The organism is Paenibacillus sp. ClWae2A (assembly GCF_032452295.1).
Taxonomy (GTDB): Bacteria; Bacillota; Bacilli; order Paenibacillales; family Paenibacillaceae; genus Paenibacillus.
Window position 1 is genome coordinate 1 of sequence record NZ_JAULSQ010000013.1, and the last position, 26,056, is coordinate 26,056.

A 26,056-nucleotide genomic window follows, 5' to 3' on the forward strand; every position below is an offset into this window, starting at 1 on the left:
CCAGTTGATTCAAGCCAAGGCTTGTTTCAAACTTTCGCGTTCATTCTGCAAGCAGAATGTTTACTCACTCGTTGTTCAGTTTTCAAAGATCAAACTTGTTTTGTTACCGAATGTTGTTCTCTTCAGCAACTCTTATATAATATCATGTCCGAACCAACTTTGCAAGCTCTTTTTTAAGTTTCTTTCGAAGCTAATTTCATTTGCTTGCCGCACCGTGTAAACCGTGTTTTCTTGGCCGGAATTAGAATATACCATGTAGAATCAGTACTTGTAAAGAGTTAATTTTAAAAAATATTAAATCCACATTTTAACCATAGTAAGGACTATTAATCTACGATGAAATCTCAGGTTCAATTGTATTATCCTGCAACTGGTCTTCTTTATTTAATCTGTCTTTCTTCTATATATAAGAAGGTAACCCTCTCAACTCTCATATTCGAGACGAAAGGGTTACCTTCTATAGTAATCTATATTTATTTACGTTCTACTTTATATCCTTTATCCTCAAGCAGTTTCACGATGCCGTGATCGCCCAGGTAGTGTGCCGCGCCAACAACAACGAAATACTCCTCGCCTTTGCCGTTTTTCAAGTAACCATCGATTTTGTCCGCCATACCAATGTTACGATCAACCAGCATTGCTTTGTTGTACTCCTCGTTAGTGGAGAAGCTGTTAGTCAGTTCAAGCAGTTGCTCGTCATTACCCGTTTTCCACATCTCAGCCATTTGATTCACACTGTTATCCAGCACGTCGAAGTTCTCGATTGTCGCTTTCAGTGTTTCCTCTTGTGTTTCTTTGGAAAAGTCGTTAAACATGCCAAGTTGAGATTGATAACTTTCCAACTCAATAACTGGGAGTTTGCGCTCGATCGCTTTCTGAATGAAATACAGATCCACTCCTGCTGACGCTTCGTATCCAGCCGTTGCGGACTTCAAACTTGCGAGTGTGCTCTCTACTACCCAAGGCTTAAATGTATCCAAAGCGTTAGGCTCCAGACCATTTTTCTTCAATACATCACCCAGATTAGTATACGTTTCACTGGAAATGTGATCTTTCAGTGTTGTTCCATCCTGATACGAACCCAGACTTAGAACCAGCTTTTGCTGCTCTTCGTCAGCGGCTTTGCTAATATCAATCTCTACCCCGAGATAATCAGCTTCGGCAAAAGCTTCTTCAAACTCCGGACGTAATGGATAGAAGCTCTCATCAGCAATATGCATGGACCCTACCAGATAGACCGTGTTGCCATTGCTTTCAACTTCCCACATGAAGCCACGTCCACCGGTTTGCGCAGTTTCAGTTGCTCCCCCTTTGGATACCAACAGCACGGTGCGCGTTGCAGCATCCCAGCGTACTTCATAACCCGCTGCATCACCAACGATGCGGATTGGCGCATACGTTACACCGTTGATCCGTGTAAGCTTGCTTTTGAGTGTAATCGTTCTGCCATCTACCACAGCCGTAATCGTATCATCTGTCGCAGTTGTTAGCTTCACATCCATAGCATCCAGCGTAGTCCGCAGTGGAACCAGTGTTGTGCCTTTATCCAGGATTGGTGCTCCTGTAGCATATTTCACAGCTTGGTCATTGACCTTGACGGAAGTTCCTTGTGGAGCAGCCATAGCTGGTACTGCAGATGCGAGCAAACCTACCGAGACTGTAAGAGATAAGAGCATGCGTTTCCAATTCTTCATATTATGTAATCTCCTTTAGTGAGTATAGTTGCCAACCCATTTTTAATAGAATGGACATTCTCAGATACTACGGATAAAGGTGGGAATAGGTGCCACTCCACAAACGGAGCAGCACGTTCTCCCTTCATTACTCTCATTAGTGTAGGAAACCATAAAAACGAAACTGTCGTATAGGTTCAATGCTAGATATTCGCAAAGTCTAAGCTATGCCAAGATAAATAGATACTGATCAGAGCCAGGAAATTGAAAGTAGTAGTGTAGTCAGGATCAATGCTTTAAACCACAGAGGTTCCCTCAAAAACTGTATATAGAACCCTTTTAACTGCTGCATGATCATCGACCCTCTCCTGAACTCGATTTAATATAACACCACCGACACAGCACACACCCACCAACCACCTTCAAACACTCAACCTAGATCTTATATGCCTTCATGGCCTTAAATAATTCTTTGAAGGTTGGACGTTTACCGTACATCAACACACCTGTGCGATAGATTTTAGCTGCAAGCCATCCAAAGATGATAATGGATACAATGAGAATCGCTAAGGACGTTAGAATCTCCCAAGTCGGTGCAACTCCTGCACCGATCCGTACCAGAATCGCGGTCGGCGACGTGAATGGAATGAAGCTTGCGATTTTCAACAACAGAATGTTCGGCGTAGAAATACTGAAGATCGCAATATAGAAGGAAACAAGCGACAACATCGTAATCGGCAGAACAGCCTGACCGAGTTCTTCAGTACGGCTTACCATTGAGCCAATCGCAGCGAACAACACCGCATACAGGAAGTAACCCAGAATGTAGAATATAAGTCCATATACAATAACCGCAATATTCACATCACTCAGATTCATTTTGAAATCACCTAATACTGCACGGTTATGCGGCAACAACATATTTCCGGCAACCACCGCTCCGAAGATCCCGATTTGCAGCATCCCCACCATGAAAATCCCGATGATTTTACCAAACATCTGACTGAGCGGTGATACACTCGTAATCAGAATCTCCATAATACGCGAGCTCTTCTCAGCTGTGATCTCGGAGGCAATCATGTTACCTGTCATCATGGTCGAGGTAAACAGCAGGATGATCAGCAAGTACACCACAATATAGTTAATTGGGCTCATCGCACCTTCAGACTCAGTACCTGCTCCGCTCTCATCTGTACTCAAGCTTTGCTCGGTGAGCTTCACAGGTGTTGTAATCAATTCCTTCTGCTCCGCTGTGAGTACATCCTTCACAACCACATCCAGCTTCACACTTTGCAACGCAGCTTCGATGGATGCAATGATCTGAGGTGATACGTCTTCTGCTGAATATAGAATGGGCTGCGGGAACTCTTGCCCGGAAACAGCTTCAAACTTCAGGTAGCCATCGGTTAGTCCTGCTTCCGCATCCGCTGCAAGAGCCGCCTCATCTTTGTCTCCACTGGCAATGAATCGATAGGCCTGATCTCCTTGAGCTGCAGAGAAGCTCTCCAGTTTCTCGGAAACTTCAGGCTGCCCCGTACTCAGAAGACCAATATTCACAGGGTTACTGCTTGAAGATTCGCCAATGGAACCCCCATTAAATAAGGTAATGAAATACGGAACATTGAGCCCGATTGAAATTAAAAGTGCAAGTACAATGGTCGTCACCATGAATGATTTCGTTTTAACTTTGTTTTTAAATGTAAAACCCGTAATCGTTCCCATTTTATTCATTCGACTCACCTACCTCACGAATAAAGATTTGGTTAAGCGTTGGTTCCTTCAGTTCAAAGTGTTCCACTGTCGTCTGAGTCATGGCTGTTCTCAGAATCTCTTGAGCCGCCTCCACCTGACTAATATGTATCAGGTAACCACGCTCATTCCGCTCGACTTTCTTCACACCAGACAATTGTTCAAGTCCTTCCACACTTCCAATCGTACCCAGGAATACCTGTTCACGCGGATACCGGCTCTTGATCTCCTTGATCTCTCCTTGTACCACCGTGTTGGAACGATGCAGAATGGTGATCTGACGACACAACTCTTCAACGTGCTCCATACGGTGTGTAGAGAACAGAATGGCCGTGCCTTCGTCACGCAATTCCTTGACGGTGGACTTGAGTAATTCCACGTTCACAGGATCCAGCCCACTGAACGCTTCATCCAAGATGAGAATCTGCGGTCTATGCACTACGGCCGCGATAAAGCCCATTTTCTGCTGATTACCTTTGGATAACTCTTCAATCTTCTTATCGTAATACTCAGGTACCTCAAACCGGTTCAGCCAATACTTGAGGCTCTGGTCTGCATCCTTGCCATTCATGCCACGAAGCCGTGCCAAGTAATTAATCTGTTCGCTGACTTTCACCTTCGGGTACAATCCGCGCTCTTCCGGAAGATAACCCATAATCTGTTGCAGCTCCGTATTGTAAGGCTTGCCGTTGTACAGGATATTGCCTCCGTCAGGGTGAATCAATCCGAGCACCATACGCATTGTTGTTGTTTTACCTGCACCATTGGCTCCGAGCAGTCCGTAAATCTCCCCCTCTTTTACATTGAGCGTGACTCCATTAACGGCTGTTTTGTCTGCATACTGCTTAACGACTTGCTTCAATTCCAATCGGTTCATCATTTATCGTCTCCCTTCGGTTATTTCCACTGTACGGGTGCATACCCGGCAATCCAGAACGCCAGCACTTCATCCAATTCCAAGTTGCGGATTTTCAATACTCGGTTATTCGAAAGTTCCAGCCTTTCCTGCGCTTCGCTGACCCGGGTTGTAATTACGCGAACCAGACCTCCCTCTTCTATAGAAGATTCCACAACACCAGGGATACTCTCTGGCCTTAAATCTCCTTCATACCAGACTTCTTTCCACTGATCGAGCACCATATCTTTCTCGGCCATCCCCAGCGACTGACCACGGTGCATCAATACGATGTAATCTGCAAGCCTTTTGACTTCGTCCGCAATATGTGTGGCAATCAGAATCGTGGTGTCTCCCCCCGCCATGAAAGTACGGAACTGCTCAACCATCACTTTCCAGGCAAAGGGGTCCAGTCCTGATGAAGGCTCATCCAAAAGCAATAGTTTTGGGCGAGCTGCAATTGCAGCTGCAATCTCAAATTTTCGCCGCTCTCCCTTGGACATATTGTTCAGCTTCACATCAACAGGCACTTCCATATCATGAATCAGCTGGTCGAACAACTTCATATCCCAACGTGGGTACCAGTACGCCCGGAAATGAGCTGCTTCCCGTGCTGTTATCCGGTTCTCTTCCGAACCAGCGTTATCTGCCACAAAACCAATCTGTTGTCTCAGTACAATAGGAAGTGGCCCATCATGTTCCTGACCAAACCATATAATCTGCCCGGCATCTGGCAGCACCACTTGCTGCAGCATGTTAAGAAGTGTGCTTTTGCCTGAACCGTTGTGACCGAGAATAGCAACCACATACCCTTCTGGGATGGAGAGATCAATCGGGCCAATAACTCTGCGTTTTCGCATTTTAGATACGCCGTTCAACTGGATTGCTATCGGTTCCATGTATGAATCACTCCCTCACTTCGCGTATATAGCCTTCAGGACTTCCCGGAACAGGCTCTCCATCTCTTCTTCCGTGCACCCTACCGATTTCCCGGACTGCACCGCAGCCTGCATCGCTTCCTGTGCGGCCTTCAATCTATAATTTTCTCTATCGCCGGCTTCTACCTGAGCCACAAATGTACCTGTCCCCTGCTTCGTACGAAGCAGACCTTCATTCTCCAAATCCTGATAGACCCGTCTAACCGTAATAACACTGCAATTCAGTGCTCCGGCGAACTCACGAATGGACGGCAAATGTGTTCCCTCCCCCAACTGACCCGTAATAATTAACGATCTTAACTGATTTTCAATTTGGTGGTATAAAGGTTCAGCGCTATTTTCATTAATTTGAATGGGTATTTTCACATCTTGCACCTCGCCCTCCGGTACACTCCAGTCTGTTACCTGACCGTGCCGGTTTCATCCTGTATTCGTACATAAGCTCAATTCTCATTTTAATTCAAATCCCGCTGAACCAGCTTCTTCAGCGTTAAACGACTAAACAGCCATAATCCCGCTACGCCAGCCACCAGAGCAATCCACATAATCGGGGAAAGCAATCCCCATGATTTACTTTCATCCAGTACAAGCCGTAATCCGTAACTGCCTGACATTCGAATCAGTAAGGACATGCCAATGGCGATTGGTACAAAAAGCGTACTGAGAAGCAAATATTTCTTCCCACTGTTCAGAAACTCTCCGTAAATATACAATCCTGTTACCACAAGTCCATAACCTGTACAGGTAAGGCTAAAGGCCAGATATTGATCCCATCGGAATCCTTCGGAATGAAGGTTAACCACATATAGCGATCCGTAGAAAAAGATACCGTTGTAAGCAAACGCCATCAGAGCCTGCTGTAATCTGGACCACATCACCGCTTGTTCGGGGATAGGAATTCTGCGATAGTAGGCCAGCATCTGCGTATAGGAATCCTCCTGTATGTAACGGAAGGAGCGCCTGCAGAACATAAACCCTTGAAATGGAAGCATAAGTAAAAAGAAGGCATCCACTACCGGATTAATGAAATCTGTCTGTTGTTGTCCTATTAACATCACACCGCTCATGCTGCCAGTGTATATCATGAATATTGCAGACCAGAGCCATTGGAGCTTATCTTTGCTCATCTGGTTGCGGGTCAACCACCACGCCTGCTTCCATTCGTTCATATGCATGCCTGCCTTTCACCTGTCATTCACTCATCTTGCTTACTGTGTTCACTGTGTTTACTGTATATATCAATATACACAGTATATAGACTGAATTCTCATCCCGTCAACCCCTAATTTTCCTGAATCAGGAAGACGGGATGGGACACAGTTCGAATTTACGTTAAAATAAATGATAGTAACGATTCAAGAAAGGAAGGTTACAGCTATGGATTGGCTGGTAGAGATCGGATTTGTACTCCTTTTCTTTATCGTTGTCATCTGGTTGATCCTCCGGGATGAACCTCATCGTCATTCTGCCAAAAAAGGCAGACACCGCATCCGTCGTAACAACGGTTATACCGACTCTGCTTCGGGATATCCGATCATTACAGGAGATGACTCCTACGATCGACATTCCAGACACACACCGGATCATTCATCAGACACACATTCTCATCACAACAGCGATAGTGGTAGCAGCAGCGACAGTGGTGGGGATTAAACATCCTTCCCCCATCACAAAAGAAGGACTGTACCCATTATTGTGTAAACACAATTCGGGTACAGCCCTTTGCCGTTCTCTAGCACCTGTTAGAAGAAGAGGCCTTACAATTAAACGAGGTTATAACCACTAGGCAGACTGCGGCTGGCGCGGATCGCACGAATCTCTTCCAAAGTCAACCGCTCATTCGTGGAGATCAGGGATTCCACATCATTGCCACGGATCAGATCATCCAAATCTCTCAAGTTGGTGTTGCCACGGAAGACACGGAATCCACCCTGAAAGTTAGGCCGCGTAAATACAACGAGTGTTGCATTGGAACTTGTCGAGAAGAAACGCAGGCTCTCTACCCCACCCGGGATGTTGTCCAAATTACGGAGACCTGTGTTACCACGGTAGATGCGGCTTCTCCCTCTGTAGTTCTCTTCTGAATACACGGTAAGACGTGGATACGTTTGACTGACACTGACTGTTTTTTTCAATTTTTTTCCCCCTCTCGAACTCATTCTATGAATGAATAAGAGAGGAAGCGTGGACCAATCATCTGCTAGATTCGTCCATTTTCATATTTTCAGAATATGATAGTGACACATACACGATTAACCTGAGGTTGTGTCCCCAGTTTTACACGCCGAGGATAGCTTCCCACACCGGACGTGTATGACCACCAGGATATAAGATATATAGAAGAACATACACAACAACACCTGTTAGCGCTGACCCGAACCAGATCATGGACGTGAACTTGCCCCAGCGACGATGTTTTCCAAACTTCTTTTTGAACCCCAGCACCAGTGTGGAAATGCCAAATATCGCTGCCACGGTAGCCAGGATAATATGAAAGATTAGAAAGATCCGGTAAAAGATCTCCAGATCCGGGTCCCCGCCCCAAGCTGTATTACCCACAAACACCGTGCGTGACATATAGATCACAAAGAAGATTAGAGCTGCAATCGCACCTGCTACCATAGCGGACTGATGGGCCTCACGTTTACCCCGAATAATCAGTACCCATCCAATCCCCACCAGTACTGCACTAATCACAATGAAAGAAGTACTGATCGTGGGTAGCCAAAAATACATATCCATCGTGTGTTCCCCCTCTTGTCAGAACATTACTTAATTATTTGGCAGCCGGATTGAGCGGCCCCCCTGCGCCCCCTGCAGGATACGAATCATCATCATCTTCCTGCTTCTCTTTCCGATACCATTGGAAAAAGACATAGGCTAACATCGAGGCGAAGATTCCTTCCTGAATAAACTTCATTACAATGCCACCGACCTGCTGATCTTCCTTCGCGGAAGACAAAAAGTTGAAGAACGCAGGCCCACCGAATGAGCGAAGTAACGCCGTAGAATCTCCTGACACACAATACCGCATTGCTTCAGCCCATACTGCAGGGTTGCTGTACGTCTGATACAACGGCTCGGACGCAAAAATAATCAATCCACACGCAGGCGTAAGCAGTACCATATTCAGAAAAATAAAACCGATCTTGGATAACCCCGATGCTTGTCTGCCTTCTGGCAACGGATTCAGCAATGTCCACCACATGAGCATCGAGGTGATGAACAGTGCAATATAATACAACCGGTGAACGGTAAAATTCAGCATGACGTAATCATGTACAATCGGTAGGTGATACAACGAGAACAGCCCGTTAAAGAGCACTGCCGCAACAATCGGATGAGCCAGAAATGATAGCTGGCGTGTAGGCAACCAGCGTACGATTCTGCGCCATACCCAGATCGGCAAACCTTTCATCATCAGCGGCGGGGCTACCAGATAGGATAACGCCATGCTCACCATGTGGAAGCTAAACATTACGTGACCAAGCAGATTAAATGGTCCAGCTTGAGCCAGATACAGGACAAACAGCCCTGTAATAAACATTATTTTCTGCGCAGCAGTCGCAGGCTCTGCATCCTTTATTTGCTCGCTTAACGGTCCCACAAGCACCAGATATGCCGCAGCAATGATCAGAAATAAAGCCAATATAAGTGGACTCCATAAGTCGTTAAAGCTAAAATATTGCAACCCGAGCATACGGGAAACCTCCCCGTGACCTAATTTGGTTGTTGCCTTCATTTCTTTGTGAAGATTCATTCGCCAAAAAGGGGAAAAGACGGCGGCAATGCGCCGCCGCCATCTCTTTTACCACCAGACCCAATAGAGTGCCATAATGATGCACGTAAAGGCTACGAAAAAGCCAAAGGCCATGAACAGAATCGGCATCAAGTGCCCTTTGTCCTTCAAGTGCATCCAATAACCCAACTGAACGAATACTTGAAGAATAGCCATGACGAGCAAAATAATAATTATAAAGGTTGTGTTGACTCCTCCGGCAGAAGCAGCCGCAAATGCAATCAGCGTGAGAATAATGGAAAAGATAAACACTACGACGTGTTTCTGTGGCCCTTCCGTACGGTGACGGTGTTTCACAGGCTGTTGATCTGTCTTATCCTGTGCCGACATGTGTTACCCCACCTTTCCGAGCAGGTACACGACCGTAAAGATGAACACCCAGACCACGTCAATAAAGTGCCAGTACATTGCGGAGACGTATACTTTAGGTGCAGTTACGACCGTCAATCCTTTTTTGAACAGCTGCCCGATAATGATTCCGATCCACACAATACCGAAAGCAACGTGGGCTCCGTGGAACCCGACCAGTGTATAGAATGCTGAACTGAAGGCACTGGTGGTCATGCCAAACTCTTTATGTTTCACATACTCATAGAACTCGTATATTTCCAGTGCGAGAAATCCCATACCCAGTACCACCGTGATACCAAGCCACAATGCCAGTGCATCTCGCTTGCCCTTATGCATGGCCTGAATGGCAAATACACTTGTCAAACTACTGACCAAGAGAATGAACGTTGCAGCGGCCACGAGTGGCAGGTGGAACAGTTCATTCGCCGTAGGTCCATCATTGGTTTGGCCACGAAGAGCCAGGAAGGTAGCAAAGAGTGTACCGAACAGTACCGTCTCGCCGCCAAGGAACAACCAGAAGGCGATAAGCTTGTTACGTCCCTCCAGCGTTGCTTTCTCCGGTTCATGCGGCAATTTGTCGTTCACCGGTTCGGCATGTGAGGTTGTCATGTTCTAGCCCCCTTCTCATCCTGATCCTCCGGTTCAATATGCCAGCCATGATCATCATAAAGTGAACGAAGTGCCATTGCACCGAATGTGATTACGAGACCAATAATAACTACAATATAATTGTTGAAAATGACATTCATAAACGCATTTCCGAATTCATCCTTGCTGAACATCAAGCCAAGTCCGGCGATAAATATCCCTACGGACATTACAAACGGCAACGGCGTTGCTGACGGCATATGAATCGAACCTACGGGTTCTGCTGGTGTCATCTCCGTATGTCCTGCCATCTTTTCCTTCCAGTACGCATCAATTCCACGTACCAGTGGAGTCTGCTTGAAATTGTATTCCGGTGGCGGTGAAGGAATGGACCATTCCAGGGTACGACCGTCTTCCCACGGATCGTTTGGCGCACCAGCCGGTTTTCTCATTGTGATTACGATGTTCACGAGGAATATGATAACCCCCACACCCATCAGAAATGCACCGACGGAGCTGACCAGATTGAGCAGATCAAAGTCCTGATTCGGCAAATATGTAACGATCCGGCGCTGCATTCCCATCAGACCGAGGAAATGCTGTACAAAGAACGTTAATTGGAAACCGATCATAAATGTCCAGAATGTCCATTTGCCCAGTGTTTCACTCAGAATACGTCCGAACATCTTCGGCCACCAGTAATGCAGTCCCGAGAACAAGCCGAGCACCAGTCCCCCTACAATAACGTAGTGAAAGTGAGCTACAACAAAGTACGTATCATGGAACTGAAAATCCGCTGGAGCAGATGCCAGCATGACACCGGTAACACCACCCATAACGAAGGTTGGAACGAATCCAACAGCAAACAGATTTGCCGCTGTAAAGCGGATCTGTCCACCCCACATCGTAAAGAGCCAGTTAAAGATTTTGATTCCGGTAGGTACGGCAATCAACATCGTGGAGATGGAGAAAAGCGCGTTGGCTACATTACCCAGACCTGTTGTAAACATGTGATGCGCCCATACCATGAAGCCCAGGAAGGCAATCAGGATGGTGGCAAATACCATGGAGCTGTATCCGAACAACCGTTTACGCGAGAAGGTTGGAATAACCTCCGAGATAATACCAAATGCCGGCAAAATCAGAATGTATACTTCCGGGTGCCCGAAGATCCAGAAGATGTGCTGCCAGAGTACAGGGTTACCGCCACCTGCGACATCGAAGAAATTCGCTCCCAGTATACGGTCAAACGTCAAAAGTACAAGCCCTACCGTGATGGCAGGAAAAGCAAAAAGGATAATGGCAGATGTAATAAATGTCGTCCATGTAAACATCGGCATCCGCATGTAGGACATGCCTGGAGCACGCATTGTAATAATCGTTGCAAGAAAGTTAATGCCCCCGATGAGCGTTCCCAGACCCGCGATCTGAAGGCCGATGGTGTAGAAATCCACACCATGCGTTCCACTGTACTCACTGCCCGAAAGCGGCGTATATGAGGTCCAGCCCGCATCCGGTGCTCCGCCCATAACCCAGCTCAGGTTCAGCAATAATCCACCAAACAGGAACGTCCAGAAACCAAGCGCGTTAAGAAACGGGAAAGCAACGTCCCGCGCCCCGATTTGCAAAGGCACGACAGCATTCATAATGGCAAAAATAAGTGGCATGACACCAAGGAAAATCATCGTTGTTCCATGCATGGTAATCAGTTCGTTGAAGACCTGTGCCGATACAAAATCATTCATAGGCTTCATCAGTTGAATCCGAATCAAAATGGCTTCAATGCCGCCGATTCCAAAGAAAAATCCACCCGCAACCAAATAGAGAATGGCGATTTTTTTGTGATCGACGGTGGTGATCCAATCCATCAAGCCCCTGTACCTCTTGACGCTATGCGCATGAGCCAAGGTTGTGTACCCCCTTCTTCGTCCTTGCTGTTCTATTCATAGTCCAATTTGTAGTTGGCCAGATATTCGGCAATTCCGTCGATTTCTTCATCCGTCAACCCAAGATCTTTGGGATTCGGCATGGTATTGCCCGGCTTCACGGATTGTGGATCATGGAGCCATTCTTTCATGTTATCCAGTACCGGACTACCTTCTTCCTGTCCCTCACGAGAATTCAGCAGAATGCCTGCGACAGATTCCTTGCCACCTATTCCCGTCAGGTTAGGTGCAACCGGTCCACCTTGATCACCAACAGCGTGACAAGAAAGGCAGTTTGTTTTGAACTTTTCGGCTAATTTAGTGTCTTCAGGAAGGACCGCGGGTGCTTTCATCTGGTTCACCCATCTGTCAAAGGATTCCTGACTCACTGCTTTTACCTTAAACTCCATGAAAGCATGCGATCTGCCACATAATTCGGCACATTTACCGCGGTAAACGCCTTCATTCGGTGCAGAGAAACTGAACTTGTTAAGTGTTCCATCCGGGTTTGTGTCCATTTTGCCCGCAAGTGACGGCACCCAGAAGGAGTGAAGCACGTCAGCGGTTTTTAATTCGAATGCGATTTTTGTTCCGGTCGGGATGATGAGATCTTGAGCGGTGGTTACGTCATATTGAGGATAAGTGAATTCCCACCAGTACTGATGCGAGGTGACTTGGACCTTAAGTGCGTTTTTGTCATTGGACAGATCTTCGCCTTGGGCAAAAATCGTTTGGACCGTCGGTACTGCCAGCACAATAACCAGCAATAACGGAATGGCTGTCCATATTACTTCCAGCTTGAAATTACCTTCAACCTGTTCAGGCATCTCAGTCTGCCCGGCTCGTCTACGAAACCGGATCAGAACATAGGCCGCTATGGCAAATACAATGATGAGCACCACGATCATAATCGCGATGGATAACTTCATCAGATCATATTGGCCTTGCGCTACAGGACCCTGAGGTTTCATTACCGACAAGTCTTCCCGCCCGCATGCGGATAGCAGCAAAGAGAACACCGCCAGCAAGGGGAGAATTCGCTTTGCAACCTGCCACTGTTTCATCATTGATCTACCCCACTTTTTTACGTTTTCGTAGATTACCGTTGTCGTTCGGTAGAAAGGCAACAAAAGGTACGTTTCAACACGATACGCATAATCCTCTTCATCATACAGAACGCTTACAAAAATAACGCTTCCAGTACTCCCGTGATTTCCTGCTCAGGGCATGTCTGCGCATTCTTCCAATTCATTCTATATGCTTCAATCACTTATTAAATATAAGTTGAGGGTATGATTTTGTCAATCTTTGGACACATGTTCACAAATTGTTCACTTTATGTAAAAAACCGCTCTGCAACTTGATTTGCAAACGATTTCAGTTAAAAGTATTACACTCTATATTTGAAAATTTTTGCCAAATTTCGGTGATAAATCTCGATTTATTGGCGATTTTTCTCACATTGAAAACATGCGCTATTATGCAAAAGAAAGATCAGAATTTATGGAAAACCTCTTCCATATCCATTCAGAAAACATACCTATCGCTCCATACCGCTATATTTAAGCTCAAAACAGCATGGAGCATTCCTGAGAAAGTTCAACTTAAGTCCTCTTCTTCACTGACTTCTTCTCACGTGCCATCGGTCAGAATCAAGGGGCCACTCCCAGTAATCGCAACCGTATGCTCATACTGAACTCCCCAGCTGCCATCTACCGTCCTTACCGTCCATCCATCTTCATCCCACACAACGGCCCCGGAACTGCCTTTTGTAAAGATTGGTTCAATCGTAATAACCATACCCTCCGTGAGCATCGTGCCCGTTCTGCGTTTGCCGTAAGGCAACACATTTGGGGGTTCATGAATATATTGACCAATCCCATGACCGATGAGGGGCTTCACAATCCCGTACCGATACAGTCTGGCTGTTCTCTCAATGGCACTTCCAATATCTCCGAGTGTATTCCCTGGAACCGCCTGGGCAATCGCCTTCTCAAGTGCCTTCTCCGTGCGCCTCATCAGTTTGCGAATGGATCTGCTTGGTTCACCAATTCCATATGTCCAGGCCGAGTCAGCAAGCCAGCCGTCTTTGTTCACCACCATATCGATGGTCACTACATCCCCGTTCGCCAGCTTCTCTTCCCCCGGAAATCCGTGGCAGACCACTTCATTGACAGAGGCACACGTCGCGTACGGATATCCTTTATAACCTTTTTGCTCTGGTGTGGCTCCTCGTGCTGCCAGAAGCTCTTCCACCCGCTCATTAATCGCTGCTGTCGTGATACCGGGGATCATCCACTGCTCAATATGCTGGTGACAACTTCGCAAAATTCGTCCAGCTTCCCGCATGTAGCCAATCTCTTCTTTGGTTTTCAAAATAGGGTCCACATGCATTCATCCTTCCCGCTGTAGGTGTACTCCCATATATATGCAGCAGGAATGCAAAAAAAACCGCCTGCCGGAGCTTATCGCCCGAGAGACGGTTCTATTCATTATCGGAACAGTATAATCAGAGTTGTGTGTTGTTTCAGGACACGGAAGAATCCATCTTGACAAGCTCATGCTCAACCACAGAAGTCAATTCTTCCTCGTATCCACCCGTAATCCGGTATTTTCTCACGTACTCCTTCACGAATTTTTTTGGATCTTTAGGACGGAAAATCCGAGTCATTTCCCTCAAACTTTCTTTGACCTCATTGTGACCTTTCGTTGCCATTGTAATTCCCTCCCAAAACGTTGAAAGTGAATGCTCCGTTTAGAGAATGCCGAATAAGTCTTAAATGCCATCCATGAAGTTGTGTGCGCGGCTTAAAGCAAGCTTTAGGTCGGGAACCTCGCTAGAAAGCAAGTACCTGACACTATAAATACCCGATATGATTCGGAATGAATCATAATCTTATTGTAGCATATTCGGAAGTATCTTACGACTTGACGATTTCCTCTAATAAATATAACGGTTTTCATGCCCAAAAAGTTTAATTCCGAATCATATGTTATGAATGCCGCCATTCTATACGGAATTAATATATCCAGCATAACACTGAACTATTCGGGGGATATTATCACGGACAACCCAAACAGTTAAATTAATGGTATTTAAAGGAGGCGCCGTTTCATGGAACGCAAAGAACAGGATATGCTGCCCCTTTCACATGAAAAGGTGGAAGTCGACGGAGTATATATCAACGAAGCCGGACGTGAGGAACATTTGCACCGTGGGCAACACTTCCCGGCAGACCCCGTTCTCGGCAAGTCAGAATGGAAACTGACGGAGTATGCTTTTGATAATCACCACGAAGGACATACCGATGAACGTTTGGTTCCCAAAGAACACGATACCAACAAAAATGGGAAGATCACAAACCCTCGCAGACAGATCGAGGGCGGTCATCGTTAACAAAAAAAGACCTGTCTCAAAAGCCCTGAAAAGCGTATCGGCAAAAAGAAATAACACTCATAGGTTCAAAAAAGGACAAAGCAGAGGTTTATCCTGCTTTGTCCTTTTTGCGTTTTTCCGTCATTGCGGCTTTTTTAATTAGATTGTGGGCAAGGCAAAGCTACCTAACCTTATACCCATTTTTTCCAATTTGTGAAATCTTGAAAACCCAATTGTTCTTGATTTGCCCGAATACACTCTCCGGCTTGATCATGCGGTAAACTGAAAGGATTTATCCTTGCTCGCTGTGCAGTCGTGTCCCCCATGTCTTTTTTTTGCCGCATATAAGTCAGACTGACAGCGATCTCCCGATTGACTTTGGCTCTGGTACATGTTGCTTTCAGGGGAAATCGGCTACAATCTCACTTCGATAATGGCGTGTACGAATCACGTATCTACTCTTTGAATGTTTTGCTCTTCTAAATGCTGTAGTTTCTTCACTTCCATATCCTGCATCGACAATGATCTTCTCTGGTCGCCTACCGATGGTTTCTTCTAGATGCTCCAGATTCGGCTTCAGACATATTTGTTATCAGTAGGCCGCCGATGTACACTGTTGCCCAAAACGGATATATTTTTCGATTTTGCTTTGTGCTTCGGTAACCGTTCGGATATGATAAGGATAGAATCCTTCCGTCGCCAAACTCTGGCAGCATGTCATGATAAGCATGGGACGTATACTGTAATCCCTGATCGCTATGAATAATCAGTCCGGTTACGTCTTTTTGCTTTGCAAAGGCTTTGGTGAATGTACCAAGTACGAGTTCATTGTCGTTGCGTTCGCTCATTTCGTAACGTTATTAAACAGATCCTTTAATGGCTGAAAGATATACCCCGCGCTCCCCCACGTGATACTGGGTAATGTCCGTTACCCATTTCTGATTCGGTTTTTTCCGCACTGAAGTCTCGCTTCAAGCGGTTCTCTGCAACACACTGAGCAGGTGCATACGAGCTGCTGGAGCGTCGTTTACGGCGAATTTGAGATTGAATACCGAGCATTTGCATCAGGCGGAGCACCTTTTTGTGGTTCATCCATATCCCTTAATCTTGCCAAAGGAACAATTGGAGCTGTCGATAACCATATTTGCCTTCATATCGTTAATACGTTTGAAGCACCTGTTTCTTCGCCTTTGCATCGCGATCGATTCGTTTACGTTTTACATAGGCATAAAACCCACTCCGGGACACGCCAAACACATGGCAGAGTTTCTGGAGCTCACCGTATACCGCTACCTTTTCCATGATCTGAAATCTCTATTGTTTGCTTCCTCCTTCCAGGCTACCGAGCACTTTTTTAGCAACTAATTCTCCCGTTTCAGATTTTGCACATAGCGGTCTTGATCCATGTATTCTTTTCGGCGGCCTCGCTGATCCATCCGTCCGAACTCGCCCTGTTCCCGGTATTTTCGCAACCAACTCTTCATTCGTCCCAGGTCATTAATCCCCAAATGTTCATTAATCTTTCGGTAAGTCCACCCCTCAACAGTATGTAGACGAATGGCCTCTTTTTATATCTTCTCCGAATACGTTTTAAACTTTTGTCCCTTTATCGCCATAAAAAATGCACCCCCTAGAATTTCATCGGTTAAACCCAGTGGTTTTTCCAATGTCTATTCTAAGAGGTGCACTTCAACTGACACCGGGCTTTGTTTAATGCTTCGCTCTTCGGTTTTTCGTTCAGCTTTTCCTTCAGTTGTTGGACGATTTGCTCCAGCTTCTCAGCAGTGAGAGCTGATATTTGACCAAGTTCAGGCAAGTCGGTTCCTGTGTAGTTTGCCCCTTCCTCATTTTCGGCATCTTCACTGGCCTGAAAGAGAGTATGTACTTTTTCTTGCAGCTTGGCTTGTATTTTACGACGGCCTTTTTCCAAACGAAGGTGTACCGATTCGCATTCGTTTCAAGCCTAGTTCCGTATAGAAAATAGGACTCCAAGGACACATACTGTTCCTGAATAAGTAGCTCCAAAACATGGTAACCGCAGTTTCCAGCTCTCATCCGATCTGAACAGAAGCTGTTGATCGTACGGAAATCCGTCTGTTACCGCCAAGTTCGGGTGAAAGCAAACGATTAGAATTTTACGGTAATGATTAAGCCACGAATCCATCCATACCGTGATTGATTCGATAATGAATTCAGTTCGTTCCGAATTGACTAATGCGAGACAGATGAATATGACTTTTCAAAGATATTAATTATTAAAGCCGAAAATTATTATAATGACGGATTGTAATATGAAGTGCGACACCTACTGGAAATAAATAAAAAAGGGCCCATGGCCGGATTCGTGTAGAATGAAGTCACCACAACACCATTCACACAAGGAGAATCCAACCATGAGCTACAGACATCTTAGCATAATCGAACGTAGCAAGCTAGAAGTCCTCCACAGACAAGGTAGAAGCTCAAGAGCCATTGCGAAAGAACTGGGTAGGCATCCATCGACGATTTGTCGTGAGTTAGATCGGGTGACTTCATCACATCCTTATCAGGCAGAACAAGCTCAGAATGCTTATGAGGAGCGTCGTAAGGCTTCAGTCTCTCCCGGGAATTGGTCCGATGCCTTGGCTGCTTCACTGGAGGAAAAATTGGAGGCAACGTGGTCTCCGGAACAAATCACCGAACGTTACCGCATCGAAGGGCGGGATGCAGTCTCTTTCAAAACCATCTATCGCTGGATCTATGCAGGGCGCCTGGTTCGAGGCGTATTACAGGTTCTTCGGCATAAGGGGAAGCGTCAGAAACCCGCAGAAACGCGCGGTAAATTCGCTATTGGAAGGACTATTTCAGATCGCCCAAAAGAAGTCCGTTCCCGTGAAACATTTGGGCACTGGAAGCTGGATACCGTTGTATCGGGTCGTGGGAAAAGTAAAGGCTGTGTAGCGACGTTGATTGAACGCAAGACACGTTTATATACCGCTGTTCTCATGCCTGATCGCACCGCTTTGTCGATGGAGATTGCGCTCGGGTGTAGCGATCTCATAGTATCCCACAGGAACCTTTCTAACAGCCACGGCTGACCGAGGCAAGGAGTCTGCATGCTATGCCCATCTGGAAACCACCCATAACCTACACGTTTATTTCGCTGATCCGTATTCATCCTGGCAACGTGGTTCCAACGAGAATGCGAATGGATTGCTTCGAGAGTTTTTCCCTAAAGGTACCGATCTCTCGAGGGTTTATGATGATGATCTCGCCCATTCACTCGATCTAATAAATCACAGACCACGAAAATGCTTAGCTTGGAAGACCGCTCACGAATCTTTCGCAGAAGAACTGTCGCACTTGGTTTGACAATCCGTCTAATGTATTAGTTAAGATAATATCTTAATTAATAATTCAGAAGTCTTTTTTTCTTTTTTATAAACATCACTTAATAAAATTTTAATTTTGTCAATATAATTTAAATTAATATCATTTTTTTTCTTCTTTTCAAGGTAAATATAAATCAAGTTTCTAAACAATTCCCAATCTCTCAAAATTTCTTTATATAATAAAGTTAATTTTGCAGTTTTATCATTATTTAATTTCCCTAATTCATCTAGAAGTGAAATGGTTAATAAGTTTCGTTTTTGTAAATCAATTGGCATTTTTGAAACAGCCTGAAGGATAGGATAGTCTTCGATAAATGGAACAATATTATGAATTGAGTCAGCATATTCAAGGATTGTTATTATTCCATATGTATCGTAATAAATATCATCGTGTTCTACTATTTGATTTGTTAAATAATGCTGAAGGTTATTTATAATTCTACTCTCAACATTACTAGTTATAACAGATAAATCCTCCACTACGCTTTTTACTTTACAACATAATAGCTCTATCGAGCCTTCAGAGTGATCGAATGCCTCTAATGTTACTTTATTAAAATCTTCATATGATAAAATATAATGATCTGTGTATCCCAATCTAACACAGTCTTCTAATAAAAATAAACTTTTGTCGTTGTCATCATACCCATAAATTAACGTTCGATGGTATAGATGAGTCTTAAGATACTCAACTCCACCAGGAAAGTAATAACGATCCACTTCCATATAAATATAATATCCTTTATTTATTAACTCTTTGATAGTTTTTAGTGGATCTTCTTTCACATAAAATGTTTCAAAAGCAAGTAAATCGTCCAGTTTATTTTTGTCTAAATTAAAATGAGTTTGTAAAGTTAACCAACCATTTTTTTTATATTCGGTATAATGTTCTTCTAATGCCATATTTGATATTAATGACCTTTTGGCATAGTGTGCACTTGATATTGCGGGAAGATAACCCAACATTCTATTAGCTGACATAAGTATACTTAACATATTGTTTGTCCCACAATTAATCCAAATCGTATTAAAAGGCTCCATTCTTAATTTAACCACGTAACCCCCCCGTTTCTGAATATTTCAATAAACCAACTATTACCTCAAAAGTATATTTAAAGTACATATTAAAAAGTATATATTTTTGCAGAAAAATTTACAATATGATATTTTTTGATTTTATTTATACATCTTTCAATTCGGAACTGCGACTTTGATGAAACCGGTTCAGTTCTGTCCATCTCCTTCATAGCCTAATAAAAAAGGTTAAAGGAGGCTGGACCGGATGTCCCCCATGAAATCGTCTAGCGGTCTGGATGAAAATATTGCCGGTATGCTCTGTTATCTGTTTACCTTTGTAGGCGGGATTATTTTTCTCGCTGTAGAGAAGCGAAGCCGGTTTGTTCTTTTTCACGCTCTGCAATCCGTAACCGTCTTTGGCATCATTATGGTCGGGCATGTATTATCGGCTTTTCTTCCGTTGTTTGGGCCACTGGTGGCATCTTTGTTATCCCTGCTCGGTGTGGTGGTCTGGCTCATCATGGTGGTCACCAGCCTGCAGGGAAAATGGATAAAGCTGCCGTGGGTTGGCGATTTTGCAGAGAAACAGATGCGTCATCTGTAACTTCAGGAAGACAATGATCCAAAAGAAAAGACGATCCATCCCCTTTCAAACGGGTGTGGATCGTCTTTTGATTATATTGCCAGCTTCAACGGATCTTCGGTATTTCACATGTAAAGGCGACTTGTTCATGTGGTTGAACATTCACAGCATAAATGATGTATGTCATAAACCATTCATGCTGTATATCACCATATATTAACCTGCTTAAATATCCATCTTGTTAAAGGTGTATTCCAAACAGTTAACATAACAATCATGCTGGATGAAAAGCCTAGCCTAATTCAGTTAACTAAGCTGACTTGCCTGTTTCTCCAAGGATAGCGTCTGCCTGTTGTTCAGCCATCTTGGCAGCTGTTTCCTTGGTACCCAGACCGTTGAACAGCAGGTTCATGAAGATCGCCGTGAAGCTTCCTGCAATGATACCATTGCCGAGCATAATCTGAGCCCAGGCGGGTGCACCTGCGAACAACTCAGGTACTACGGTAACCCCAAGCCCCATACCTACAGAACAAGCGATGACAAACAGATTCTCATGTCGGTTCAGATCGACCTGACTGCCGATAATTCGAATGCCTGATGATACCACCATGCCAAACAAGGCCACCATGGCTCCGCCAAGAACTGCCCCTGGAACGAGCTGTGCGAGGGCTGCAATTTTTGGTACAAATCCGATGACCACCAGGATTCCACCAGCCACAACAATGACATCACGTGTCTTCACACGTGTCATCTGTACCAGTCCTACATTTTGCGAATACGTTGTATACGGGAACGAGTTAAAAATACCACCTAACACAATGGCCAGACCCTCTGCACGATAACCGCGTGCCAGATCCTTGGAAGACAGATCCTTGTCCAGGATTTTGCCCAGAGCCATAAATACGCCTGTAGACTCCGCCACGCTGACAATCGCCACCAGAATCATCGTGAGGATCGGTACAATCTCAAAGGTCGGTCTACCGAAGTAAAACGGCTGAACAACATGGAACCAACTTGCATCGCGAATAGGAGCAAAATTAACCTCGCCCATAAACCCTGCCGCAATCGTACCTACAAGCAGACCAATCAATACTGAGATGGAACGGATAAAACCGGTTGTAAAACGAGTCATCAGAATAATAAAGATCAACACACCGAAACCGAGTAACAAGTTCACTCCGCTGCCAAAATCTTCTGATCCCTGACCGCCGCCCAGATCGTGGAAAGCAACGGGAATCAAGGTTAAACCGATGATCGTAACCACCGAACCCGTAACCACTGGTGGAAAGAGCCGAATAAGCTTCCCGAAGAGTCCGGAGAAGATCAATACGAACAGTCCTGAAGCGATGATCGCTCCGTAAATGGCAGATATCCCACTGTTCATCCCGATGAGAATCATCGGAGACACAGCCTGGAATGCACAACCGAGCATGACAGGCAGCCCTACGCCGAAATATTTATTTCCCCATACCTGAAGCAGTGTAGCCACACCACATGCGAGCAAGTCAATGGCAATAAGATAGGTTAGTTGTTCCTGTGTAAAACCCAATGCGTTACTAACGATCAATGGGACAACGACGGCTCCTGCATACATCGCAAGCACATGCTGTAGTCCGAGGGAGAACGTTTTGATTGGATGACGATGCCGCTGAAAAATACGTTCGCGTGCCATATTAGTTCATGCCCTCCTCGTCCGCAAATGTAACCTGTCCATCCGACAGTGCCCCGATGCGAACCAGCGATTCCACACGGTATCCTGCTTCTTTCAGCAAGCGACCTCCCGGCTGGAATGCTTTTTCAATCACGATACCGATGCCAACCACTTCGGCTCCAACCTGCTCCACAATGCGAGCCAGACCAAATGCCGCTTCACCATTCGCCAGAAAATCATCAATGATCAACACGCGATCCCCAGGCTTCATAAACTTCTTGGCAACGGTAATTTCATTGGTCTCCTGCTTCGTGAAGGAGTAGACCTTCTCCACCAGAATGTCTTCCGTCAGTGTGAGCGACTTCTGCTTCCGTGCAAAGATCAGCGGTACGTTCAGCTCCAACGCGGTCATGATGCCTGGTGCGATTCCTGATGACTCAATTGTCAGCACACGTGTGATATTCTCCCCTTCAAAGCGGCGAATGAATTCCTTGCCCACTTCCTTCATCAAAACCGGGTCCATCTGGTGGTTCAGGAATGAATCCACTTTGAGTACTTGCTCGGACAGGACAATGCCTTCCTGTCTTACCTTGTCTTTTAACAATTGCATTGCAATTCTTCCCCCTGGATGCCCTCCGCACAGAAGCTCACATGCTCTTCCAATCGCATGGTAAAAAAGCAAAAAGCCCGCCTTTTCACACGCTGCGGAATAACCGGAGACGGGAAAGACGGACTTGTACGTATATGGACAAGCCGTATGGATGCTGCAAGTGTACTGGATGGACAGAATGACAGGAGTTCAATCCTGTTATGAGAAACTTCAAACAGTGTACTCGGAAACAGATAAAAGCCACTTGAACCTGCTCTTCAGTCAAACTGCCTGAGAATGATCTCATGCCAACCATACAAAACATTGCAACATCTTTCCCGTAGTCCGATCATTCCGGTGATCGGGTAGAGACATGCAGGCCTATTCCTGCACATATACGAGTAACGGCATATTTAATTTTTTGGCTCCATGATTCGTTACAATGTATGATCGCGAACCTGAATGTAAAAGGTTATACATAACTGACAATGTTAGAAGTATACCGAATCAGCGGCGTGAAATAAAGAAGTATTTTCATGGAAGTTGCGGAAACTTGTCTTAATTTGCAAACAGGGGGTGATAGGAATCTATTTTTTATGTACAATATGAGAACGGAAGCGCGGATCTGAACGGAGAATGGATGGAGACGCGGCCTATATTTTGAATCGAATGATCAAAGGAGATATGCAAACATGAAAGGCGTACTTAAAGAATTCAAGGAATTTGCCGTCCGCGGCAACGTCATCGATCTGGCGGTCGGTGTCATTATTGGGGCTGCTTTTGGTAAAATCGTCACATCCCTTGTGAATGATATCATCATGCCACCGGTGGGTAAACTGCTTGGAGGGGTAGATTTCAGTCAGAAAATCATCAATCTGGATTGGGATATGAAAACTGCCAGTGGGCAGGAAATCAAGACACTGGCCCAAGCCAACGAAGCTGGCGCAACCGTAATTGCTTACGGGCAGTTCATCAACGTCATGATTGATTTCATTATCGTTGCTTTCTGTATTTTCATGCTTGTGAAGGGCATAAACTATCTTAAAAGCAAAGAACACAAAAAGCCCGAGCCGCAAAAAACGACCAAGGCTTGCAAGTATTGCCTATCTGAAATTCCAGCCGCAGCTACCCGCTGCTCGCACTGTACTTCAGAGCTCGAAGCTGAAGGCACCGGCGCAACAGCGTAATTACAATGAGCGTTTAAAGACACACCGAGTTGAATTGCGGATATAAATCCCGATGCGGGGGACAACCTCATACTTGCTAGGGTTTATGTATGAGAAGCTAGCCATATGGGCTTCATTAACAATGGGTTGCGTAGTTTAAAGGTTCGAAGGTTCCACCGTAAAGGTGGGGCCTTTTTTTATGCCTAACATACATGTATTACACGTACTGCCCCATGATTTCATTCGCGGCCATGCTCATGAATTAGAAGCGCCGTGGCAGCAAATGCTCCAGAATCGACTTCAGATCTTTATCTTCCTTGTAAACTTCTTCCCCAGTGTCAAGCTCTGTCACACGAATATATTCAAAGTTTGCCGAAGCATCCACTGGCTTGAACAACAACTGTGCCTCATCTTCCAAACGTACATTAAATCCCATATCCTTAAACATGCTGCTTAACTGACTGTTAGCCGGTTCCTGACCTTGCCCTACAAATATAAGTCCTCTAAGACTTTTACGTTCCTGAGGTTGCGGATAAATCACCTGAAAGTGTACAATGCATTCCATACGATGGTTCCCCTTTCGTTTAATACATACTTTGTGAAATTTTGAACTTTAAAAACTGCTATATAAGGAGATACGTTTCATGACCCCAGAACGTTTCGACATTTATGATGATCAGCAACATTGGATCGGTACAGCGCTGCGCAGTGAGGTCCATGCCAAAGGATATTGGCACCGTTCATTCCACTGCTGGATTGTGCGTGACGAAGGTGAGCAGCGACGGGTTCTTTTTCAGCGGCGGCGTGATATTAAGGATACTTTCCCCGGATGTTACGACATTACAGCAGCTGGTCACCTCACTGCAGGAGAACAACTGCAAGACGCCAATCGTGAGCTGGAGGAAGAATTGGGTGTCCATGTATCGTTCGATGCACTAACCTATCTACTCACAGCTACACAGCAGCTTCAAGGAGAGGTCCGTGGTATCCCATTCATAGATCGGGAATTTAGCGCGGTCTATGGATTATGTCTGAACCAGCCGCTCGAAGCCTACGTTCTGCAGCCCAGCGAGGTGGACAGTCTGTATGAAGTGCCCCTGGATGATCTGCTCGCCTTGTTTCGTAATGAGATCGACGTCATTCAAGCTACCGGAGTTCAGACTCACCCGTCTAGCGATCATGCAGCTTATGAACCGGAACGTATCGTGCGCGAGATTCGGGCAACGGAATTTGTACCCCATGGCACAGCTTATTATACGGATGTGCTCGAAGCTCTGTATCACGTGCCAAAAGAGTGATCATGTACAATCCTGTTCAACCCGATCCAGTTCAATCGAATGTCATAGCTTCATTTTCTCAAAAATAGCATAACTTCATACCTTTACTATCGACTTGACTGGGAACAGATGCTGTGACGAACATCACTGTCATATCTCAAAACAGCACAAACAGGCGTCTGCCTTCGGGCAGCGCCTGCTTTATGTACACACGTATTCGTTTCATCAGGACAGGTACCTTTGTGCTGGTATGTTCACTCCATCAGAGGTGAATTAGTCGCCGATCTGTCTAGCTCTGGTCACCCTCTCCTGAAGGAGAAGACCAATAACGCGCAGAGAGTTCTTCGTACCGGTGCCCATAGCGGGACTCCAGTTCCTCGCCCATATCCTGTTCCAGTTCGTACAACACCAGCTCTTGAGCAAAATGATTCAGCAGCAGTCCGGTCATTACCGGATGCTCCGTCACCACTGCCTGTGTGGCGCATGATTCCCCGCGCATGCCCAGCATGCACCAGCGGCGGTCCACCACCAGGGAAAATTTCCGACCATTACCTGTACCGTACAAAGGTAGTCCCGGCAAAGGAACAGGCTGATCGAGCATGCCTTCGCCACCATCACACGACCATAACAGCCGCACACCGCGAGCTTCAGCCTGCTGTAAGTCATTTCGAAGCAGCTCTGCCTCTTCACGCCAGACGTCTACGACAATCTCATGCTGAGCCTCAGCCAATTCACGGCTCAGATTCTCAAACACATTTTTGTCACCCTCAATGTTATAGAAGACAGGCTTCTCCGGTTCACTCTTGGGCATGCTGCTCTGGACATAATCCAGAGAGGTGCGCATTTGATCGGAGATCATTCGTGTCATCTCCTCAGGCTTCAGCACACTATACTTTGCCGGTTCCCCTGGACTACACCGCAAGAAACCACGTTGTTCCAGCCGTTGCAGGGTCGCATATACATTGGAACGGGACACGCCCAGCCGCTTCGCAACCTCATATCCTGAAGCTGATCCCTGACGGGCGAGTTCCACCATAATTTTAGATTCCATCTCGGTAAATCCGAGATGACGCAAATGATGCAGCAGTTGGTCCATATTCCCGTCCCC

General features: G+C 45.6%; 29 protein-coding genes, 1 pseudogene and 1 riboswitch. Of the genes and pseudogenes, 6 read left to right on the plus strand and 24 right to left on the minus strand.

All coding sequences use genetic code 11. The features are described 5' to 3' along the window. Nucleotides 1-473: 473 nt before the first annotated feature. The 6 genes from QVE09_RS25865 to QVE09_RS25890 all read right to left on the minus strand — a co-directional run bounded on the left by QVE09_RS25865 (nucleotide 474) and on the right by QVE09_RS25890 (nucleotide 6,424). A complete protein-coding gene (locus QVE09_RS25865) occupies nucleotides 474-1,694 on the minus strand; it encodes a TraB/GumN family protein (protein WP_315939126.1) in 1,221 nt (406 codons plus the stop codon). Between the two features lie 414 nt (nucleotides 1,695-2,108). After that, entirely contained in the window at nucleotides 2,109-3,404 is a 1,296-nt protein-coding gene (locus QVE09_RS25870) for an ABC transporter permease (RefSeq protein ID WP_315939127.1), read from the minus strand. Beyond that, a complete protein-coding gene (locus QVE09_RS25875; protein ID WP_036668607.1) occupies nucleotides 3,397-4,299 on the minus strand; it encodes an ABC transporter ATP-binding protein in 903 nt (300 codons plus the stop codon). The genes QVE09_RS25870 and QVE09_RS25875 overlap by 8 nt, the downstream gene beginning before the upstream one ends. Nucleotides 4,300-4,319: 20 nt before the next feature. Continuing rightward, the gene (locus QVE09_RS25880; protein WP_315939128.1) at nucleotides 4,320-5,216 is read right to left on the minus strand and encodes an ATP-binding cassette domain-containing protein; all 897 of its coding nucleotides are present in this window, start codon (nucleotides 5,214-5,216) and stop codon (nucleotides 4,320-4,322) included. Between the two features lie 15 nt (nucleotides 5,217-5,231). Then, complete coding sequence (locus QVE09_RS25885; RefSeq protein WP_091038380.1) at nucleotides 5,232-5,621, minus strand: GntR family transcriptional regulator; 390 nt, start codon at nucleotides 5,619-5,621, stop codon at nucleotides 5,232-5,234. 89 nt (nucleotides 5,622-5,710) lie between these two features. Further along, nucleotides 5,711-6,424 carry a hypothetical protein gene (locus QVE09_RS25890; protein WP_315939129.1) on the minus strand — a complete coding sequence of 238 codons (714 nt, stop codon included), beginning with the start codon at nucleotides 6,422-6,424 and terminating at the stop codon, nucleotides 5,711-5,713. 208 nt (nucleotides 6,425-6,632) lie between these two features. Between QVE09_RS25890 and QVE09_RS25895 the strand changes: the two genes are divergently transcribed. Beyond that, on the plus strand, nucleotides 6,633-6,908 hold the full coding sequence (locus tag QVE09_RS25895; protein WP_315939130.1) for a hypothetical protein: 276 nt from the start codon (nucleotides 6,633-6,635) through the stop codon (nucleotides 6,906-6,908). A gap of 110 nt (nucleotides 6,909-7,018) precedes the next feature. Here the strand turns inward: QVE09_RS25895 and QVE09_RS25900 are convergent, their stop codons facing one another. From QVE09_RS25900 to QVE09_RS25940, 9 genes are all read right to left on the minus strand, one after another. Further along, nucleotides 7,019-7,390 carry a hypothetical protein gene (locus QVE09_RS25900; protein WP_315939131.1) on the minus strand — a complete coding sequence of 124 codons (372 nt, stop codon included), beginning with the start codon at nucleotides 7,388-7,390 and terminating at the stop codon, nucleotides 7,019-7,021. A 142-nt stretch (nucleotides 7,391-7,532) separates the two neighbouring features. After that, on the minus strand, nucleotides 7,533-7,997 hold the full coding sequence (locus QVE09_RS25905; protein WP_253429728.1) for a DUF420 domain-containing protein: 465 nt from the start codon (nucleotides 7,995-7,997) through the stop codon (nucleotides 7,533-7,535). A 34-nt stretch (nucleotides 7,998-8,031) separates the two neighbouring features. Beyond that, nucleotides 8,032-8,955, minus strand: coding sequence for a cytochrome c oxidase assembly factor CtaG (gene ctaG / locus QVE09_RS25910; protein ID WP_315939132.1), 924 nt, complete (start codon nucleotides 8,953-8,955; stop codon nucleotides 8,032-8,034). 108 nt (nucleotides 8,956-9,063) lie between these two features. Further along, entirely contained in the window at nucleotides 9,064-9,384 is a 321-nt protein-coding gene (locus QVE09_RS25915) for a cytochrome C oxidase subunit IV family protein (RefSeq protein WP_036613178.1), read from the minus strand. A 3-nt stretch (nucleotides 9,385-9,387) separates the two neighbouring features. Beyond that, nucleotides 9,388-10,014, minus strand: coding sequence for a cytochrome c oxidase subunit 3 (locus QVE09_RS25920; RefSeq protein WP_047840264.1), 627 nt, complete (start codon nucleotides 10,012-10,014; stop codon nucleotides 9,388-9,390). Next, nucleotides 10,011-11,861, minus strand: a complete 1,851-nt coding sequence (ctaD, locus tag QVE09_RS25925) for a cytochrome c oxidase subunit I (RefSeq protein ID WP_397387100.1) — start codon at nucleotides 11,859-11,861, stop codon at nucleotides 10,011-10,013. Before ctaD ends, QVE09_RS25920 begins: the two co-directional genes overlap by 4 nt. 71 nt (nucleotides 11,862-11,932) lie before the next feature. After that, a complete protein-coding gene (gene coxB / locus QVE09_RS25930) occupies nucleotides 11,933-12,985 on the minus strand; it encodes a cytochrome c oxidase subunit II (protein WP_315939134.1) in 1,053 nt (350 codons plus the stop codon). 565 nt (nucleotides 12,986-13,550) lie between these two features. Beyond that, on the minus strand, nucleotides 13,551-14,312 hold the full coding sequence (map, locus tag QVE09_RS25935) for a type I methionyl aminopeptidase (RefSeq protein WP_315939135.1): 762 nt from the start codon (nucleotides 14,310-14,312) through the stop codon (nucleotides 13,551-13,553). Nucleotides 14,313-14,445: 133 nt separating this feature from the next. Then, on the minus strand, nucleotides 14,446-14,634 hold the full coding sequence (locus QVE09_RS25940; protein WP_017690840.1) for a hypothetical protein: 189 nt from the start codon (nucleotides 14,632-14,634) through the stop codon (nucleotides 14,446-14,448). A gap of 399 nt (nucleotides 14,635-15,033) precedes the next feature. Here QVE09_RS25940 and QVE09_RS25945 point away from each other — a divergent pair, with 399 nt between their 5' ends. Further along, complete coding sequence (locus QVE09_RS25945; RefSeq protein WP_315939136.1) at nucleotides 15,034-15,315, plus strand: transposase; 282 nt, start codon at nucleotides 15,034-15,036, stop codon at nucleotides 15,313-15,315. A gap of 518 nt (nucleotides 15,316-15,833) precedes the next feature. Here QVE09_RS25945 and QVE09_RS25950 read toward each other — a convergent pair. From QVE09_RS25950 to QVE09_RS25965, 4 genes are all read right to left on the minus strand, one after another. Next, nucleotides 15,834-16,142 (minus strand): hypothetical protein, encoded by a 309-nt coding sequence (locus QVE09_RS25950; protein ID WP_315939137.1) that lies wholly within the window; start codon nucleotides 16,140-16,142, stop codon nucleotides 15,834-15,836. Between the two features lie 310 nt (nucleotides 16,143-16,452). After that, nucleotides 16,453-16,596 (minus strand): hypothetical protein, encoded by a 144-nt coding sequence (locus tag QVE09_RS25955; protein WP_315939138.1) that lies wholly within the window; start codon nucleotides 16,594-16,596, stop codon nucleotides 16,453-16,455. A 59-nt stretch (nucleotides 16,597-16,655) separates the two neighbouring features. Continuing rightward, nucleotides 16,656-16,802 (minus strand): hypothetical protein, encoded by a 147-nt coding sequence (locus QVE09_RS25960; RefSeq protein ID WP_315939139.1) that lies wholly within the window; start codon nucleotides 16,800-16,802, stop codon nucleotides 16,656-16,658. Between the two features lie 167 nt (nucleotides 16,803-16,969). Continuing rightward, complete coding sequence (locus tag QVE09_RS25965) at nucleotides 16,970-17,224, minus strand: hypothetical protein (protein WP_315939140.1); 255 nt, start codon at nucleotides 17,222-17,224, stop codon at nucleotides 16,970-16,972. 463 nt (nucleotides 17,225-17,687) lie between these two features. Between QVE09_RS25965 and QVE09_RS25970 the strand changes: the two are divergent. Continuing rightward, a pseudogene (locus QVE09_RS25970) lies at nucleotides 17,688-18,645 on the plus strand (IS30 family transposase). Nucleotides 18,646-18,665: 20 nt separating this feature from the next. Here QVE09_RS25970 and QVE09_RS25975 read toward each other — a convergent pair. Beyond that, nucleotides 18,666-19,721 (minus strand): hypothetical protein, encoded by a 1,056-nt coding sequence (locus QVE09_RS25975; protein WP_315939141.1) that lies wholly within the window; start codon nucleotides 19,719-19,721, stop codon nucleotides 18,666-18,668. A gap of 226 nt (nucleotides 19,722-19,947) precedes the next feature. Between QVE09_RS25975 and QVE09_RS25980 the strand changes: the two genes are divergently transcribed. Continuing rightward, nucleotides 19,948-20,286, plus strand: a complete 339-nt coding sequence (locus tag QVE09_RS25980; RefSeq protein ID WP_315939142.1) for a DUF4870 domain-containing protein — start codon at nucleotides 19,948-19,950, stop codon at nucleotides 20,284-20,286. Nucleotides 20,287-20,575: 289 nt separating this feature from the next. On the opposite strand, the gene QVE09_RS25985 is transcribed toward QVE09_RS25980, so the two are convergent. Both QVE09_RS25985 and QVE09_RS25990 read right to left on the minus strand, forming a co-directional pair. Continuing rightward, the gene (locus QVE09_RS25985) at nucleotides 20,576-21,937 is read right to left on the minus strand and encodes a nucleobase:cation symporter-2 family protein (protein ID WP_315939143.1); all 1,362 of its coding nucleotides are present in this window, start codon (nucleotides 21,935-21,937) and stop codon (nucleotides 20,576-20,578) included. A 1-nt stretch (nucleotide 21,938) separates the two neighbouring features. Beyond that, nucleotides 21,939-22,526 carry a xanthine phosphoribosyltransferase gene (locus QVE09_RS25990; protein ID WP_307540132.1) on the minus strand — a complete coding sequence of 196 codons (588 nt, stop codon included), beginning with the start codon at nucleotides 22,524-22,526 and terminating at the stop codon, nucleotides 21,939-21,941. 300 nt (nucleotides 22,527-22,826) lie between these two features. Further along, a riboswitch (purine riboswitch) is annotated at nucleotides 22,827-22,926 on the minus strand. A 271-nt stretch (nucleotides 22,927-23,197) separates the two neighbouring features. On the opposite strand from QVE09_RS25990, the gene mscL reads away from it, so the two are divergent. Further along, a complete protein-coding gene (gene mscL / locus QVE09_RS25995; RefSeq protein ID WP_315939144.1) occupies nucleotides 23,198-23,692 on the plus strand; it encodes a large conductance mechanosensitive channel protein MscL in 495 nt (164 codons plus the stop codon). A gap of 241 nt (nucleotides 23,693-23,933) precedes the next feature. Here the strand turns inward: mscL and QVE09_RS26000 are convergent, their stop codons facing one another. Next, nucleotides 23,934-24,236, minus strand: a complete 303-nt coding sequence (locus QVE09_RS26000; protein WP_017690846.1) for a hypothetical protein — start codon at nucleotides 24,234-24,236, stop codon at nucleotides 23,934-23,936. Between the two features lie 79 nt (nucleotides 24,237-24,315). Between QVE09_RS26000 and QVE09_RS26005 the strand changes: the two genes are divergently transcribed. Next, nucleotides 24,316-24,969 (plus strand): NUDIX hydrolase, encoded by a 654-nt coding sequence (locus tag QVE09_RS26005; RefSeq protein ID WP_315939145.1) that lies wholly within the window; start codon nucleotides 24,316-24,318, stop codon nucleotides 24,967-24,969. Nucleotides 24,970-25,237: 268 nt separating this feature from the next. On the opposite strand, the gene QVE09_RS26010 is transcribed toward QVE09_RS26005, so the two are convergent. Then, complete coding sequence (locus QVE09_RS26010) at nucleotides 25,238-26,044, minus strand: TrmB family transcriptional regulator (protein WP_315939259.1); 807 nt, start codon at nucleotides 26,042-26,044, stop codon at nucleotides 25,238-25,240. Nucleotides 26,045-26,056 lie beyond the last annotated feature (12 nt).

Bases quoted from the DNA above. Each gene is read 5' to 3' on its own strand.
- QVE09_RS25945 (WP_315939136.1), top strand. From the start codon at position 15,034: ATGGAACGCAAAGAACAGGATATGCTGCCCCTTTCACATGAAAAGGTG.
- QVE09_RS25870 (WP_315939127.1), bottom strand. From the start codon at position 3,404: ATGAATAAAATGGGAACGATTACGGGTTTTACATTTAAAAACAAAGTT.
- QVE09_RS25880 (WP_315939128.1), bottom strand. From the start codon at position 5,216: ATGGAACCGATAGCAATCCAGTTGAACGGCGTATCTAAAATGCGAAAA.
- QVE09_RS26005 (WP_315939145.1), top strand. From the start codon at position 24,316: ATGACCCCAGAACGTTTCGACATTTATGATGATCAGCAACATTGGATC.
- QVE09_RS25890 (WP_315939129.1), bottom strand. From the start codon at position 6,424: ATGAACGAATGGAAGCAGGCGTGGTGGTTGACCCGCAACCAGATGAGC.
- QVE09_RS26000 (WP_017690846.1), bottom strand. From the start codon at position 24,236: ATGGAATGCATTGTACACTTTCAGGTGATTTATCCGCAACCTCAGGAA.
- QVE09_RS25895 (WP_315939130.1), top strand. From the start codon at position 6,633: ATGGATTGGCTGGTAGAGATCGGATTTGTACTCCTTTTCTTTATCGTT.
- QVE09_RS25990 (WP_307540132.1), bottom strand. From the start codon at position 22,526: ATGCAATTGTTAAAAGACAAGGTAAGACAGGAAGGCATTGTCCTGTCC.
- QVE09_RS25875 (WP_036668607.1), bottom strand. From the start codon at position 4,299: ATGAACCGATTGGAATTGAAGCAAGTCGTTAAGCAGTATGCAGACAAA.
- QVE09_RS26010 (WP_315939259.1), bottom strand. From the start codon at position 26,044: ATGGACCAACTGCTGCATCATTTGCGTCATCTCGGATTTACCGAGATG.
- QVE09_RS25985 (WP_315939143.1), bottom strand. From the start codon at position 21,937: ATGGCACGCGAACGTATTTTTCAGCGGCATCGTCATCCAATCAAAACG.
- QVE09_RS25940 (WP_017690840.1), bottom strand. From the start codon at position 14,634: ATGGCAACGAAAGGTCACAATGAGGTCAAAGAAAGTTTGAGGGAAATG.
- ctaG (WP_315939132.1), bottom strand. From the start codon at position 8,955: ATGCTCGGGTTGCAATATTTTAGCTTTAACGACTTATGGAGTCCACTT.
- coxB (WP_315939134.1), bottom strand. From the start codon at position 12,985: ATGATGAAACAGTGGCAGGTTGCAAAGCGAATTCTCCCCTTGCTGGCG.
- QVE09_RS25865 (WP_315939126.1), bottom strand. From the start codon at position 1,694: ATGAAGAATTGGAAACGCATGCTCTTATCTCTTACAGTCTCGGTAGGT.
- map (WP_315939135.1), bottom strand. From the start codon at position 14,312: ATGCATGTGGACCCTATTTTGAAAACCAAAGAAGAGATTGGCTACATG.
- QVE09_RS25905 (WP_253429728.1), bottom strand. From the start codon at position 7,997: ATGGATATGTATTTTTGGCTACCCACGATCAGTACTTCTTTCATTGTG.
- QVE09_RS25950 (WP_315939137.1), bottom strand. From the start codon at position 16,142: ATGAGCGAACGCAACGACAATGAACTCGTACTTGGTACATTCACCAAA.
- QVE09_RS25920 (WP_047840264.1), bottom strand. From the start codon at position 10,014: ATGACAACCTCACATGCCGAACCGGTGAACGACAAATTGCCGCATGAA.
- ctaD (WP_397387100.1), bottom strand. From the start codon at position 11,861: ATGGATTGGATCACCACCGTCGATCACAAAAAAATCGCCATTCTCTAT.
- QVE09_RS25955 (WP_315939138.1), bottom strand. From the start codon at position 16,596: ATGGAAAAGGTAGCGGTATACGGTGAGCTCCAGAAACTCTGCCATGTG.
- QVE09_RS25980 (WP_315939142.1), top strand. From the start codon at position 19,948: ATGTCCCCCATGAAATCGTCTAGCGGTCTGGATGAAAATATTGCCGGT.
- QVE09_RS25915 (WP_036613178.1), bottom strand. From the start codon at position 9,384: ATGTCGGCACAGGATAAGACAGATCAACAGCCTGTGAAACACCGTCAC.
- mscL (WP_315939144.1), top strand. From the start codon at position 23,198: ATGAAAGGCGTACTTAAAGAATTCAAGGAATTTGCCGTCCGCGGCAAC.